Genomic DNA, 13,309 nt, shown 5'->3' with positions numbered 1-13,309 from the left:
TGGGTATTTGTTGACATAATTTGTCTTGTATTCGCCTAAATACAAGTCAGTTAATTATTTGTCTGAACAATTTTGAATATTTGCCAAAATGTTGAAATCCGCGTCATTGCAGCCTGTCAGGATCAATATCCCATCAATTCGCGCGTCACATAGTCAGCCAACAGCCGGCCACGCAGTGTCAAAACCGCACGCCCACCCAGCGCCGCGACACCGTCGATCAGTCCATCCGCGATGAGCGCGGTGACGCGACCACTCGCACACTCGTCGACGATGCTCCCAGACACGGCCTCGTCGCCCCGACCAACCCCCGCAAGTCCATCAAGCGCCACGCCTTCGGACGTACGCAACCCCAGCATGACACGTTCAAGTTCGCGCTCCTGCGCGCCCAGGACCTCCCCCGCTGCCGCGGGCGAGGCACCCGCGCGCAGGCGTCCGGCATACGCTCCCGGGTTCTTGACGTTCCACCAGCGCGCACGCCCCACGTGAGAATGGGCACCCGGCCCAAAACCCCACCAGTCCCAGTCGCGCCAGTACGCCAGGTTGTGCGCGGAGGCGTGTTCAAAACTCGTGGACGGCTGCCCGGAGGCTAAGTCGGCCTCGGTCGCGCGCGCGAAGTTGGAGATCTCATACCAGACGTATCCGGCCTCGGCAAGCAGCGCGTCTGCCAGCTCATACTTGGTGGCCTCATCGTCCGGGTCTGGCGTGGGCAGCTCGCCGCGCGCAACCTGCGCGCCCATCTTCGTCCCCTCCTCGACGACGAGAGCGTAGGCGCTAATGTGATCGGATTCGTAGGACAGAGCGGCACGCAAGGACGCCTCCCAGTCCGCAAGGCTCTCACCGGGCGTCCCATAGATGAGATCGACGGACGTCGATAGACCTGCTTCCTTCGCCCACTGAACAACGAGGGGCACACGCTCGGGCGTGTGAGTACGGTCTAAGGTCGCCAGGATCTCCGGCACGGCGGACTGCATGCCAAAGGACACTCGCGTGAAACCGGCGTCAGCCAATGCGTGCAGATCCTCACGCGTCACGGTGTCTGGGTTAGCTTCGAGCGTCACCTCAGCGCCGGACGCAATCCCTATGCGCTCACGCAGGCCCGCCAGAATGTCGATCAGCTCGGTCGCATCCAGCATCGTCGGTGTACCACCGCCGAAAAACACCGTCCGCGCGCGGCGCGCAGGCAGGCCGACCTCCTCCATGACACGCACCGCCAGATCCGCCTCAGCCAGGACAGATGGCGCATAATCGCCTATCTGCGCGCCCGGCCCGAAACCCACCGTGTACGTATTGAAGTCACAGTACCCGCAGCGCACGCGACAAAAAGGCACGTGCACGTACAGGGACAGCGGGCGACCACAATCAGCCTCGACGAGGCCGGGGTCAAGCGCTCCGTCAGCTGGCCACCGCGTTCCGTCAGGCTGGGCGGGACTCATGAATGTCCGTCAACCACGAGGGCGGCGAACGCCGACAATGTCATGAGCGTGGCGGCCCGCATCGATGCCTCGCGTCTCAAAGTGCGTGACGACTCGGCCTTCGAAACGCGGCGCAAATCCGCCACGCTCCGGCTGCGGATCCTCCGGGTCCGGACGCTCACCCGCATGCGGGTTCTCAAATAGTTCGCAGGCCTCAATGACGTCGCGCATCTGCCAGGCATAGTCATCCCAGTCGGTGGCCAGACGCCACACGCCGCCATCGCGCAGGAGACGTCCGATCTCAAGTGCGAAGTTGTCGGAGACCAGGCGACGCTTGCGGTGCCGGGCCTTGCGCCACGGGTCCGGGAAGAAGGTCCAGACCTCGTCGAGGGACGCGTCCCCAAGCATGATCGGGAGTGCCTGGGCGGCATCGGCCTCGATGACGCGGATGTTGTCCACCTCGGCCTCGACAGCCTTAGAGATCAGTTTCGCGATGCCGGGAACCCACACTTCGAGGGCCAGGAAGTTGCGCTCAGGGTGGGCGGCGGCCGCAGCGACGATCTGCTCGCCCGTGCCTGAGCCAATCTCAAGCGTCACGGGAGCGCTGCGTCCAAACAGCTCGGCCAGATCAAGCGTAAAGTCCTGCGCGACCGTCGTGTATCCGACTCCGCGACGCGGCTCAACCACGTAGCGGTGCGCATGCGCCTCCCACGTGCGCGCCAGGTTCGACGGCAGCTCGCGAGTACGCCGCGTGAAAGACTTCGTGCGGCTCAAGAACACCGTGCCCTCTGGAGCCTCGCCCGGACGTCGGCCCGCGGCCTGCTCACCTTGAGCGCGGGCCTCCACGGCCTCGTTCACCTGATTCGCGCTCACTTCTTACCCGTCGGAACGTCGGAGGTCAGGGCAGCAATGAAGGCCTCCTGCGGCACGTCGACGCGACCGATGGACTTCATGCGCTTCTTGCCTTCCTTCTGCTTCTCGAGCAGCTTGCGCTTACGGCTAATGTCGCCGCCGTAGCACTTGGCCAGCATGTCCTTACGCAGGGCCTTGATGGTCTCGCGGGCGATGACGCGCGCGCCGACCGCGGCCTGGACCGGAATCTCAAACTGCTGGCGGGGAATGAGTTCCTTCAGGCGCTTCGTCATACGCTGGCCGTAGTTGTAGGCACCGTCGCGGTGCACGATCGCGCTGAACGCGTCCACGCGGTCACCGTTCAGCAGGATGTCGACCTTAACGAGGTCAGCACTTTGCTCACCGCTCTCCTGATAATCCAAGGAGGCGTAACCGCGCGTGCGAGACTTGAGCTGGTCGAAGAAGTCGAAGACGATCTCGGCCAGGGGCAGCTGGTAGTGCAGCTCGACACGGTCCTCGCTCAGGTAATCCATCCCCCGCATCGAGCCACGCCGATCCTGGCACAGCTCCATGATCGTGCCCGTAAACTCCGTGGGAGTCAGGATCGTCGCGTTGACGACGGGTTCGCGCACCTCGGAGATCTTGCCCTCGGGGAACTCGCTCGGGTTGTCGACGCGCACCTCGGTGCCGTCTTCGGTGATGACGCGGTAGACGACGTTCGGGGCGGTCGCGATGAGGTCCAGGTTGAACTCGCGCTCAAGCCGCTCTCGAATGATCTCCAGGTGCAGCAATCCCAGGAAGCCGCAGCGGAATCCAAAGCCCAGAGCCGCCGAGGACTCCGGCTCGAAAGTAAGCGCCGCGTCGTTGAGCTGAAGGCGTTCCAGCGCGTCACGCAGATCCGGGAAGTCCGAGCCATCGACCGGGTAGATGCCGGAAAAGACCATCGGGTTCGGGTCGCGGTATCCGGCGAGGGCCTCGGTCGCGCCGCGCACCTGGCTGGTGACGGTGTCGCCGACGCGGGACTGACGCACATCCTTCACACCCGTGATCAGGTAGCCAACCTCGCCGGCGCCGATGCCCTCTTCCGGCTTCGGCTCGGGCGAGATGACGCCCAGCTCCAGGAGCTCGTGGGTGGCACCCGTCGACATCATGCGCACGCGCTGACGGGTCGACAGCACGCCGTCGACGACACGCACGTAGGTGACGACCCCACGGTACGTGTCATACACGGAGTCGAAGATCATCGCGCGCGTCGGGGCATCGGGATCACCCTCGGGAGCGGGGATTACCTCGACAATACGGTCGAGAAGTGCTTCGACGCCCTCACCGGTCTTGCCGGACACCTTGAGTACCTCATCCTCATCGCAGCCGATGAGCTGGGCAACCTCATGCGCATACTTCTCGGGCTGGGCACCCGGCAAATCGATCTTGTTCAGGACCGGGATAATCGCCAGGTCATTCTCGAGAGCCAGGTACAGGTTCGCGAGCGTTTGAGCCTCGATGCCCTGCGCGGCGTCGATGAGCAGGACCGCGCCCTCGCATGCCGCCAGGGAGCGGGACACCTCGTAGGTGAAGTCCACGTGCCCGGGCGTGTCAATCATGTTGAGCGCGTATGGGGTGTCCTTGTGCGCCCACGGCATGCGCACGGCTTGGCTCTTGATCGTGATGCCACGCTCGCGCTCGATGTCCATGCGATCCAGGTACTGGTCGCGCATCTCGCGAGCCTCGACGACGCCAGTCAGCTGGAGCATGCGGTCCGCGAGCGTCGACTTCCCATGATCGATGTGGGCGATGATGCAGAAGTTACGGATCTGCGCCTGCGGGGTGTGGGACGGGCAGATCTGCGCCTGCTGCGCGGGCGTGGGGATGGGCACGTGTACCTCCGTGAAGTCGTTAACCTCTTTATCGTCCCATTGTCGTAGGCCTTTGTGCCAGTTCAGGGGCGGGAAGTCGCGCACACTCGCCCAGGCTCACACCCGCGCCCAAGCGCTACTGAAAGTCCTGCGGGCTGATGCCGGCCTCGGCGAGCAGCTCCACTGCCTCGGTCATGTCGCACTCATCCCAGTCGTCGGGGTGATCAGCCTTGAGCTTGCGGGCAATCGACATCGCGGTGTCGTCGTCTCCGCGCAAGATCGCCAGGGTAAGGAGGATCGTGCGAATGCGCGCTGTGAACTCGTCTCGGTCCCCGAGGTAGCGTCGACAGTCCTCAGCCAGGACAGTCCACAGGCCTTCTCCCGCGACTCGGTCCCCGCCCATCCAGGTGTTGCGCGCAATTTCGTTGCGCAGACGCAGGACTCGCCAGTCGCCTCGGTCGGCGACACGCAGGAGGGCCTGAAGGTTGCGCTCGTACAAACGGATCGCTTCCTCGTACTGACGGTCAGCAGATAGCACTTCGGCGAGGTTGTCGCGCACCGTCAGCACCGTCATGTCCTCCTCGTCGCACAGGGGCTCCATGTCTGTCAGCAGCTCCCGGTAGACGCGCGCGGCACGAGACCACTTACCCGTATTCTTCCAAGGCATGGCCGAGTTGTTACGGATCGCGAAGGCGAGCTGTGGGTCCAGGGACGGGTTGTTTCTGACGTCGGCCACCAGGGCGGAGAACTTGCGGGCCGACATGTCCGCGTCTCCGAGGATGGCGAGCCAGTAGGCCTCCGAATTACGCAGCATGAGGATGAGCGGGTGATCGCACTCCAAGTAGCTGGTTCCCAGGTGGGCCGCGCCTGCGGCGATCACGCGGCACTTCCCGTAGTCACCGAGGGCCGCGTGCCAGTCAATGCAGAGCTTCGCAGCCTCAAGCCTCAGCTCGATCGACGCTTCCTCGTTATCGTAGGCCTCACGTGCATACTCGAGCGCCTGGTCGAGTCTGCCGGACGTGGCACTACGAAGAGCCGCGCTCAGGGATGCACGGGTCTCCATGTCGGGGGTGGAGGCGAAAGATGAGCTCGGGCATCCAAAGGAATCGATGGGGACAGACATTCCGTGAATCGTTGCGGTCGACATCGTTGTCACCTGTCTTTCAGTGAGGGAGCTATTCAACGAACACATCCAGAGTGACAGCCACGTACATTTACTGTCACGTCCGACAATAAACCCTGTGCATAACTTGCATCCCACGGATGCTCTGTGGATAACCACTGTTCGACCCCGCTCCCGTATGCTGGTGCCATGAATTCACTTCTCACCGGCATCGTGCGTGCACTCCTCGGCTTCCTCACCAACACGGGTTCGTCGAACACCGAGTCCACGGGCCAGAACGCAGCGCCCGCCCATCCAGAGCCGCGCCCCGACAAGCGCCAGGAGAAGCACTCGACGTCGCACACCCCCACGCCCACTCCCCGACCCCAGCAGTCCCAGCCACGCGGGAATGCCCACCGCTATGAGGACCCGGCTACCTCGAACCGCCCCCACACCTCGATTCGAGAGGCCAGCATCGCCGACGCACTGGCCCACGCCTCGTACCAGCCGATCATGGACGGCGACGCCGACCCGGGCGAAGTCGTGTGGACGTGGGTGCCCTACCAGGAGGACGCTTCCGTGGGCAAAGACCGCCCCGCTGTCGTCATCGGTGCCCAGGGCGAGGGCGTCTACCTCCTACAGCTGACCAGCAAGGACCACACGCGCGAAGCCGCACAGGAGGCCGCCGCGGGGCGCTACTGGTTCGACATCGGAACGGGTGCGTGGGATTCGAAGGGACGCCCCTCCGAGGTTCGCCTCGACCGCGCGCTGTGGGTCAAGGCCACCGACGTACGTCGCGAAGGTTCGATTCTGCCCGAGGTGACGTGGCGTCGCATCGTCGACGCACTCGAGGAGCATTACCGCACGCACGGCGAGTGACACACCGCCCGGACCGCAAGCCGACCCCGCCAAAGAATACGCGACCGCTCCCCGGAGCACTCACAACCTTGACGTGACCGACCTTACGAGGCCTCGGCCCGTCTCGGGGCGCGACGACTAGCCACACTGCTGGTATGCTTGGTCGTTGGACTCCCGGCCTGGTCGGGCAGGGGGTCTGGTTAGGACCGTTTGCGGGTGTCCCCACGCCTAAGTCCCGGTCTTGACACAGCCCTCACCGACCCTGCAAGACATACATCAAGGAGAAATCCGACTGTGGCAAACATTAAGTCCCAGAAGAAGCGCATCCTGACCAACGAGAAGCGCCGCGTTCGCAACCAGTCCGTGAAGTCCGAGCTGAAGACCCTGGTGCGTCACACCCGCGAGGCCGTTGAGGCCGGCGACAAGGAGAAGGCTCTCGCCGCGCTGCGCGTTGCTTCGCGCAAGCTGGACGTCGCCGTCTCCAAGGGCGTCATCCACAAGAACCAGGCCGCGAACCGCAAGTCCAAGCTTGCTCGTCGCGTCGCCTTGATCGCTGACTGATCGCAAACAATAGTTTGACGTGAAGCGGGTCGCCCTTCGGGGCGGCCCGCTTTCGTATACCCACTCCCCCGCGCGCTTGCGCGCATGGTCGAGGAACGCCCCCCAATCAGTCCCATACGCACGCAGCGCACACATGACGAGGCCCCAACCTCGTCCGACGACGAATGAGGCCGGGGCCAGGTGCGCGAAGCGACGACCGCTAGTCGAGTTCGAAGGCTCCCGTGTAGAGCTGGTAGTACACGCCCTTCTGAGCGATCAGATCGTCGTGGCTGCCGCGCTCGATGATGCGTCCCTGCTCCAGGACCATGATCGCGTCGGAGTTCCGCACCGTCGAGAGGCGGTGGGCGATGACGAAGACCGTACGCCCCTCCATGAGGTTGTCCATGCCCTGCTGCACCAAGGCCTCGGTGCGCGTGTCAATCGAGGAGGTCGCCTCATCCAGGATCATCGCGGGCGGGTCGGCCACGGCCGCGCGAGCAATCGACAGGAGCTGCGCCTGCCCCTGAGACAGGTTCGAACCGTTACCTGTCAGCATCGTGTCGTAGCCGTCGGGCAGGCGACGAATGAATGAATCGGCGTTGGCCAGCTTCGCGGCCTCGATGCATTCCTCGTCCGTGGCGTCCAGGCGGCCGTAGCGTATGTTCTCCATGACCGTGCCCGTGAAGAGCTTGACGTCCTGCAGGACGACGCCGAGGGAACGGCGCAGGTCCGACTTGCGGATCTTGTTGATGTTGATGCCGTCGTAGCGGATCTTGCCGTCGGCGATGTCGTAGAAGCGGTTGATCAGGTTCGTGATCGTTGTCTTGCCTGCTCCCGTGGCACCCACGAAGGCGATCTTCTGACCGGGCTTGGCCCACAGGGAGATGTCGTGCAGGACATCCTTCTTATCGTCGTAGGAGAAGTCCACGCCCTCCATGACGAGTTCGCCGCGCAGGCGCGTGTAGGTGACCGTGCCGTCCGCCTTATGGGGGTGACGCCACGCCCAGATGCCCGTGCGTTCCTCGGTGGGTTCGACCGAGCCGTCGGGCAGTTCACGGGCGCGCACGAGGGTCACGTAACCGTAGTCTTCCTCGGGTTCCTGGTCGATGAGGGCAAATACTCGGCCCGCACCCGCCATGCCGAGGGCGATCATGGGGACCTGCATCGACATCTGGCCGATGGTCTGAGAGAAGTTGCGGACCATGCCCAGGAAGGACACGACGATGCCGACCGTAATGACGTTGATGCCGAACAGGTGCACGTTCGGGGTCTGTTCCAGGATCATGACGCCGCCGACAATGGCGATGACGACGTACATGATATTGCCGATGTTGCCCAGGGCCGGCATGAGGACGTTGCCGTAGATATTCGCCTTCTGCGAGGAGTCGAAGAGTTTCTGATTGTACTCGACGAACTCGTCCTTGGCGTCCTGCTCGTGGTTGAAGACCTGAACGACCTTCTGGCCGTCCATCATCTCTTCAATGAAGCCTTCTTCGTCCGCCAGTGCAGCCTGCTGGGCCTTCATGAAGCGGCCCGAGAGTCCGCCAAGCTTGCCCGTCAGGAACGCCATGAGGCCGCCCACAACGAGGACGACGAGGAAGAGCCACACGGAGTAGTAGAGCATCGTGCCGATCAGCACGATGATCGTCAGGCCCGACTGGATGAGAGTCGGGATCGACTGGCCGATGAGCTGACGGATCGCGTCTGTGTCGTTCGTGTAGGTCGACATGATCGCGCCGTGTGGGTGTGTATCGAAGAATCGCAGGGGCAGGCGCTCCATCGAGTCGAACATGTCGTCTCGCATGTGCTTGAGCGTCCCCTGCGTCACGATCGCCATGGCGCGGGTGTAGATGAAATTGCCTATGACACCGGCGCTGAAGATGATTCCCATCGTGACGACGAGGCGTACCAGTGTTCCTCGCACGGCGTCGAAGCCGCTCGCGAGGCCCGGGGTCACGACGTTGTCAACGATCTGCTGCATGAAGATCGAGCCGACGGCCGAGGCCACGGCGGCCAGGATGATGCACACGACCGTCAGGGTGATGCGCACTGGGTAGTGGTGGAACACGTAGCGCATCAGGCGACCGAAGGGACGCTCGATTCCCTCGAGCTTCTCCGAGTCCTCCACGCGGGAGTTAACCGAACGTGCCATGTCAGGCCACCTCGCTTTCGCTCGCGGCGTTCTGGGAGTCGTAGATTTCGCGGTATTCGCCGCCCGCTGCCATCAGCTCGGCGTGGCTGCCGCGCTCCTTGATGCGTCCGTCGTCCAGGACGATGATCTGGTCCGCGTGCTCGACGGAGGACAGGCGCTGGGCGATGATGATCGTCGTCGTGCCCGGGATCTCGGTCTCGAAAGCGCCTCGGATCAGTGTGTCGGTCCTGGTGTCCACCGCGGAGGTCGAGTCGTCCAGGATGAGAATTTTAGGGTTCTTCAGGAGCGCGCGGGCGATGCACAGGCGCTGCTTCTGGCCGCCTGACACGTTGGTGCCGCCGCGGGAGATCACGTAGTCGTAGCCGCCGGGCAGCTGCTGGATGAACTCGTCGGCCTGCGCGAGCTTGCACGCGTGCTCAATCTGTTCGTCGGTGGCCTCGGGGTTACCCCAGCGCATGTTGTCCTTGATGGTGCCGGAGAAGAGGACGTTCTTCTGCAAGACGACGGAGACGGCATCGCGCAGCGAGGTCAGGTCATAATCGCGCACGTCGCGCCCGCCGACCTTCACGGAGCCTTCGGAGACGTCGTAGAGGCGGCAGATCAGCTGGATGAGCGAGGTCTTGGCTGAGCCGGTGCCGCCCACGATGCCGAGCGTCGAGCCGGATTCGATGCGCAGGTTGATATCGGACAGCGCGTTTTCTTCGGCGGTGGCGGAGTACTTGAAGGACACGTCCTCGAAGATGACGGAACCATCCGCAACGTCGGTCGCACCGTTCTCGAGTGAAGTCAACGACGGCTCGTGGTTAAGGACCTCGGCGATACGATGCGCGGACTCAGCCGCCATGGTCGTCATGACGAAGATGAAGGCGAGCATGAGCATCTGCGACAGGATCTGGATGCCGTAGGTGATGAGGGCGGTCAAGCCGCCCTTTGTCAGCTCGGTTGCCCCCGAGTTGATAATGATCGAAGCACCCACGTAGTCGACGGCCACAATCGCGGCGAAGATGAAGAACATCATGACGGGGCTGTTGAGCGCGATGAGTTTTTCGGCGTTTGTGAAGTCCTTGCGCACGTCGGCCGAAGCCGAGCGGAACTTCGTGGTCTCGTGTTCCTCGGTGACGAAGGACTTGACCACGCGGATCGCGGCGACGTTTTCCTGCACGGAGTTGTTCAAGGCGTCGTACTTTTTGAAGATACGGCGGAAAATCGGAAAGGCGATGAGCACGATAGCCGCCAGGATGATGGCAAGCACCGGCACCATTCCCAGGAAGATGAGCGCCATCTGGACGTTGATACGCCACGCCATGACGATGGAGAAGATGATCATGAGCGGCACGCGTACAGCGATACGGATCATCATTCCGAATGCATTTTGCACGTTCGTGACGTCGGTCGTCATGCGGGTGACCAGCGAGGAGGTGGAGAAGCGGTCGATGTCCGCGAACGAGAAATCCTGCACTTTAAAGAACAGATCCTGACGCAGGTTCTTCGCCAGGCCCACCGAGGCGGTCGCTGCGAAGCGCGCGGAGAGAATGCCACAGGCCAGCGAGGCGAAGGCCAGTCCGGTAAGGATCAGTCCCAGGTGCATGACGGGGCTCAGGGACACGCCGTCGAACGCATCCACCAGCGACACCATGGTCAGCGGGATCAGACATTCGAGGATCACCTCCCCGATGATGAACAGCGGGGTCAGGATCGCGGGAGCCTTAAACTCCCGCAGTCGCCCCATCAACGTTCGAATAGTTTTCATGAATCTCCTCAGTTCCGTCGTTCTTCTTCTCCGTGACGAGGCCGTGGCGCTTTCTCAGCGTCCGTGCAGCCTGCAGATAGTGATGATTGCTTTTTCGATGGCGCGCTGCGGATCCCGCGACGCGCCCTTCGTTTCGGCGTCGGCGGTGGCGATGGCACCGAAGGCCCCGGCCAGCGAGGCGTCGGACCAGCCGCGCAGCTCACGCCGGGCACGGTCGACCTGCCAGGGAGCCATTTTGAGGGCGGACGCAGAGCCGCCGATGGATACCTTCGCCATGGCGCGGAACTTCATGGCTAGCGCGGCGACGAGTACCTGCGGGGCAATACCTGTCGCAAAGGCGTGGCGCGTAAGAGTGAGGGCCTTGGCGGAGTTTCCGGCGACAGCTGCGTCGGCGACGTCGTAGCCGGTGGCCTCGACGCGTCCGGCCTGGTAGCGGCGCACGTCCTCCAGGGTGATGCGTCCGCTCACGTCGGAGAGCAGCTGGGCGAGGGCACCGGCCATGGCACGCGGGTCATTACCGAGCGCGTCCACGAGGGCCTGCTGCGCTTCGGTATCCATCTGTCGGTGCGCGGCTCGCACGTCGGAAGCGATGAGCGCCAGCTTATCGCGGTCGTTTTTGAGCGGATCGGCCGGGATCACGGGCCATTTCGCCTTGGCGATCACGTCGATCACCTTCTTGCCGCGAGCGTTGCCGCCGGGGTGGGCTAGGAACATCCACACGTCGGGGGCGGGGGCTGCTGCGTAGGCGATCAGGTCGCTGGCGAGGGCATCACTCATCGTTTCCAGGTCGCGGATGATGACCATGCGGGACTCGCCGAACAGGGAGGGCGAGGCGATGACGTCGATCTGTCCTGCCTGGTAGGTGGCGGCGTTGATGTCGGTGCGCTCCAGGTTCGGGTCGGCCTCGTAGGCCAGTGCGCGCAGCCGGTCGAGGGCACGGTCGACGAGAAGGCCCTCGGGTCCCTTGATCAACACGATGGGGGCCAGCGTGATGGGGGCGGGTGCTGCCGAGCGTGATCCGCGTGCTGCCACGTCTTCCTGCCTTTCGACGCGATGGTAACTCCCTAAGTCTGCCACCGCGGGCGCTCATCTGCGTCCGCCTTTGCCCTGGGCGGACATGAGTCGTGGCAGGTGTCACCGCCTTGTGCCCAACGGTTGCACAGAGGAGTTCTCCGTGGAGCTAACACGGATGAGGGAACACACGCCCTCGCGATGCCGATGAACCACGCAGGCGTCACGGGTCCGCGTGAGGATCCCAGGCCTCGTCCGTCAGGGGCACGACCCAGCGCCGCCACACGCACCACAGTGCCCACCCGCATCCCGCGCACGCGTATAGAGAGAGGATGGTCCGCGCTCCCCCGGGCACCTGTGTCCCCGATCCTGGCATCCCCTCGAAGAACCGTGCGGAGGATGCGATCCACCCGGTCGCCCAGGAGGCCACTCGCGCGCAGAATTCGGCGATCCCGGGGCTGATGTGCGCGAGGAGGGCTCCAGCCAGGCCCGCGAGCGTGGCCACGGGCACCGCAGGCTCGGCGGCGACGTTGGCGGCGATCCCCCACACAGGCACGGATCCCGACAGGGACACGACGAGTGGCGCGGTGGCGAACTCTGCCAGGGCGGGCACGCACACCATCTCGGTCAGCCGACGCAGGACCTGACCGATGCGCGTATCTCCCCGGATACGCCGTTTCGTGCTCCTCACGATGGCTGCCGCGGGTCCGACGACAGCCAGGGCCGCCAGCGCGGAGAGCGCGAACCCGTAGGATCGGGAAGCCCACGGGTCGATGAGGAGGGTCCCAATGACGACGGCACCGAGAGCTGCGATGGCCTGTCCTTCGCGTCCGAGTATCAAGCCAAGAGCCGCGACCGACGCGACGCACACGGAGCGCACGACGGAGGCCTCCGGTCCGACGAGCACGACGATGGTCCCCAGCACCGCAAGTGTCGCGCCGACGCGCAGGGGCACGCGCGCGGGCAGGATCAGGGTCAGGGCCGCCAGGATGATAACGATGTGGGAGCCGGACACAGCCGTCAGGTGCGTGAGGGAGGTGGCTTTCATGGCGTCGGACAGGTCGGAGGGCACCAGGCGGTCGTCACCGATCGCCATGCCGGGAACGAGGCCTCGCGCGTCTCTCGCCAGATGTTCGCACGCACGCGCGAAGGCCCGGTGTGTGTCCCGCCTCCAGCCGTCCAGGCCGCCGGGACGCTCTGCGAGAATCGCGGTCCGGGCTCGGATCGAGCCGACGGACGGAGCGGCGGCCGCGAAGGAGGCATCGAGGCTACCAGAGATCTCGTAGACATCGCCGCGCGCCGCGTCCTCCCACCCCGGGGCACTCACCAGGGCGGTGGCACCAGAGGTCAGCCACCGCTCCCCCACTCTCACCGCAAGGATTTTCACGCGCGCTCGGTACTTCGTCGAGAAACCGGACGAGGCCGGGGCCGGGTCGCGCTCGAGCCGGACCCGCGCGTGGATCGGCCCGGAGTCCATACGAGCGGGGTCAGTGAGGTAAGCGCGTCCCGCAGCGGAGGCGACCGCGAGCGCGCATGCGGTGGATGCGAGGATGAGGGCAGCTGCTAGGCGGAGGGATCTCGGTGGGGTGAGGGCATGGCGTGGTGGGCGTGTGTGCCTGTGGGACCAGGAGTAGGAGGTGGCAGTGATGGCGGCCGCGAGCGCGCATGTGGCGATGAGGGGGTGGGGTGCGGGGTGGGTGGTGGCCCACCAGGTTGTGGCCCAGGTGGCGGTGGCTGGGGTGAGGAGGCGCAGGTCGATCATGCGGGGAGCGCATTGGG

10 protein-coding genes are annotated in these 13,309 nt (G+C 64.3%); 2 read left to right on the top strand and 8 right to left on the bottom strand.

The window, feature by feature from the left end:
* Nucleotides 1–122: 122 nt before the first annotated feature.
* From hemW to QZ149_RS02850, 4 genes are all read right to left on the bottom strand, one after another.
* Nucleotides 123–1,433, bottom strand: coding sequence for a radical SAM family heme chaperone HemW (gene hemW / locus QZ149_RS02865; protein ID WP_291449743.1), 1,311 nt, complete (start codon nucleotides 1,431–1,433; stop codon nucleotides 123–125).
* A 9-nt stretch (nucleotides 1,434–1,442) separates the two neighbouring features.
* Nucleotides 1,443–2,258, bottom strand: a complete 816-nt coding sequence (gene trmB / locus QZ149_RS02860; RefSeq protein ID WP_291449839.1) for a tRNA (guanosine(46)-N7)-methyltransferase TrmB — start codon at nucleotides 2,256–2,258, stop codon at nucleotides 1,443–1,445.
* Nucleotides 2,259–2,281: 23 nt separating this feature from the next.
* Nucleotides 2,282–4,138 (bottom strand): translation elongation factor 4, encoded by a 1,857-nt coding sequence (gene lepA, locus QZ149_RS02855; protein ID WP_291449740.1) that lies wholly within the window; start codon nucleotides 4,136–4,138, stop codon nucleotides 2,282–2,284.
* Between the two features lie 115 nt (nucleotides 4,139–4,253).
* Nucleotides 4,254–5,273: a hypothetical protein gene (locus QZ149_RS02850; protein ID WP_291449738.1), complete on the bottom strand. Its 1,020-nt coding sequence runs from the start codon at nucleotides 5,271–5,273 to the stop codon at nucleotides 4,254–4,256.
* Between the two features lie 156 nt (nucleotides 5,274–5,429).
* Here QZ149_RS02850 and QZ149_RS02845 point away from each other — a divergent pair, with 156 nt between their 5' ends.
* Both QZ149_RS02845 and rpsT read left to right on the top strand, forming a co-directional pair.
* Nucleotides 5,430–6,098: a type II toxin-antitoxin system PemK/MazF family toxin gene (locus tag QZ149_RS02845; RefSeq protein ID WP_291449736.1), complete on the top strand. Its 669-nt coding sequence runs from the start codon at nucleotides 5,430–5,432 to the stop codon at nucleotides 6,096–6,098.
* Between the two features lie 273 nt (nucleotides 6,099–6,371).
* Nucleotides 6,372–6,638 carry a 30S ribosomal protein S20 gene (gene rpsT, locus QZ149_RS02840; RefSeq protein ID WP_291449733.1) on the top strand — a complete coding sequence of 89 codons (267 nt, stop codon included), beginning with the start codon at nucleotides 6,372–6,374 and terminating at the stop codon, nucleotides 6,636–6,638.
* 199 nt (nucleotides 6,639–6,837) lie between these two features.
* On the opposite strand, the gene QZ149_RS02835 is transcribed toward rpsT, so the two are convergent.
* The 4 genes from QZ149_RS02835 to QZ149_RS02820 form a co-directional block, all read right to left on the bottom strand.
* Nucleotides 6,838–8,769, bottom strand: a complete 1,932-nt coding sequence (locus tag QZ149_RS02835; protein WP_291449731.1) for an ABC transporter ATP-binding protein — start codon at nucleotides 8,767–8,769, stop codon at nucleotides 6,838–6,840.
* A 1-nt stretch (nucleotide 8,770) separates the two neighbouring features.
* On the bottom strand, nucleotides 8,771–10,519 hold the full coding sequence (locus tag QZ149_RS02830; protein WP_291449729.1) for an ABC transporter ATP-binding protein: 1,749 nt from the start codon (nucleotides 10,517–10,519) through the stop codon (nucleotides 8,771–8,773).
* A gap of 54 nt (nucleotides 10,520–10,573) precedes the next feature.
* A complete protein-coding gene (gene holA, locus QZ149_RS02825; protein ID WP_291449726.1) occupies nucleotides 10,574–11,551 on the bottom strand; it encodes a DNA polymerase III subunit delta in 978 nt (325 codons plus the stop codon).
* A 202-nt stretch (nucleotides 11,552–11,753) separates the two neighbouring features.
* A partial coding sequence (locus tag QZ149_RS02820) for a ComEC/Rec2 family competence protein (RefSeq protein WP_291449723.1) occupies nucleotides 11,754–13,309 on the bottom strand: 1,556 nt, incomplete at its 5' end.

The organism is Actinomyces sp. ICM47, from assembly GCF_905369875.1.
Lineage (GTDB): Bacteria > Actinomycetota > Actinomycetes > Actinomycetales > Actinomycetaceae > Pauljensenia.
This window is presented reverse-complemented; position numbering and strand designations above follow the sequence as displayed.

Excerpts from the sequence above, each read along its gene's own strand:
- hemW (WP_291449743.1), bottom strand. The coding sequence starts at position 1,433 with ATGAGTCCCGCCCAGCCTGACGGAACGCGGTGGCCAGCTGACGGAGCG.
- QZ149_RS02845 (WP_291449736.1), top strand. The coding sequence starts at position 5,430 with ATGAATTCACTTCTCACCGGCATCGTGCGTGCACTCCTCGGCTTCCTC.
- QZ149_RS02835 (WP_291449731.1), bottom strand. The coding sequence starts at position 8,769 with ATGGCACGTTCGGTTAACTCCCGCGTGGAGGACTCGGAGAAGCTCGAG.
- QZ149_RS02830 (WP_291449729.1), bottom strand. The coding sequence starts at position 10,519 with ATGAAAACTATTCGAACGTTGATGGGGCGACTGCGGGAGTTTAAGGCT.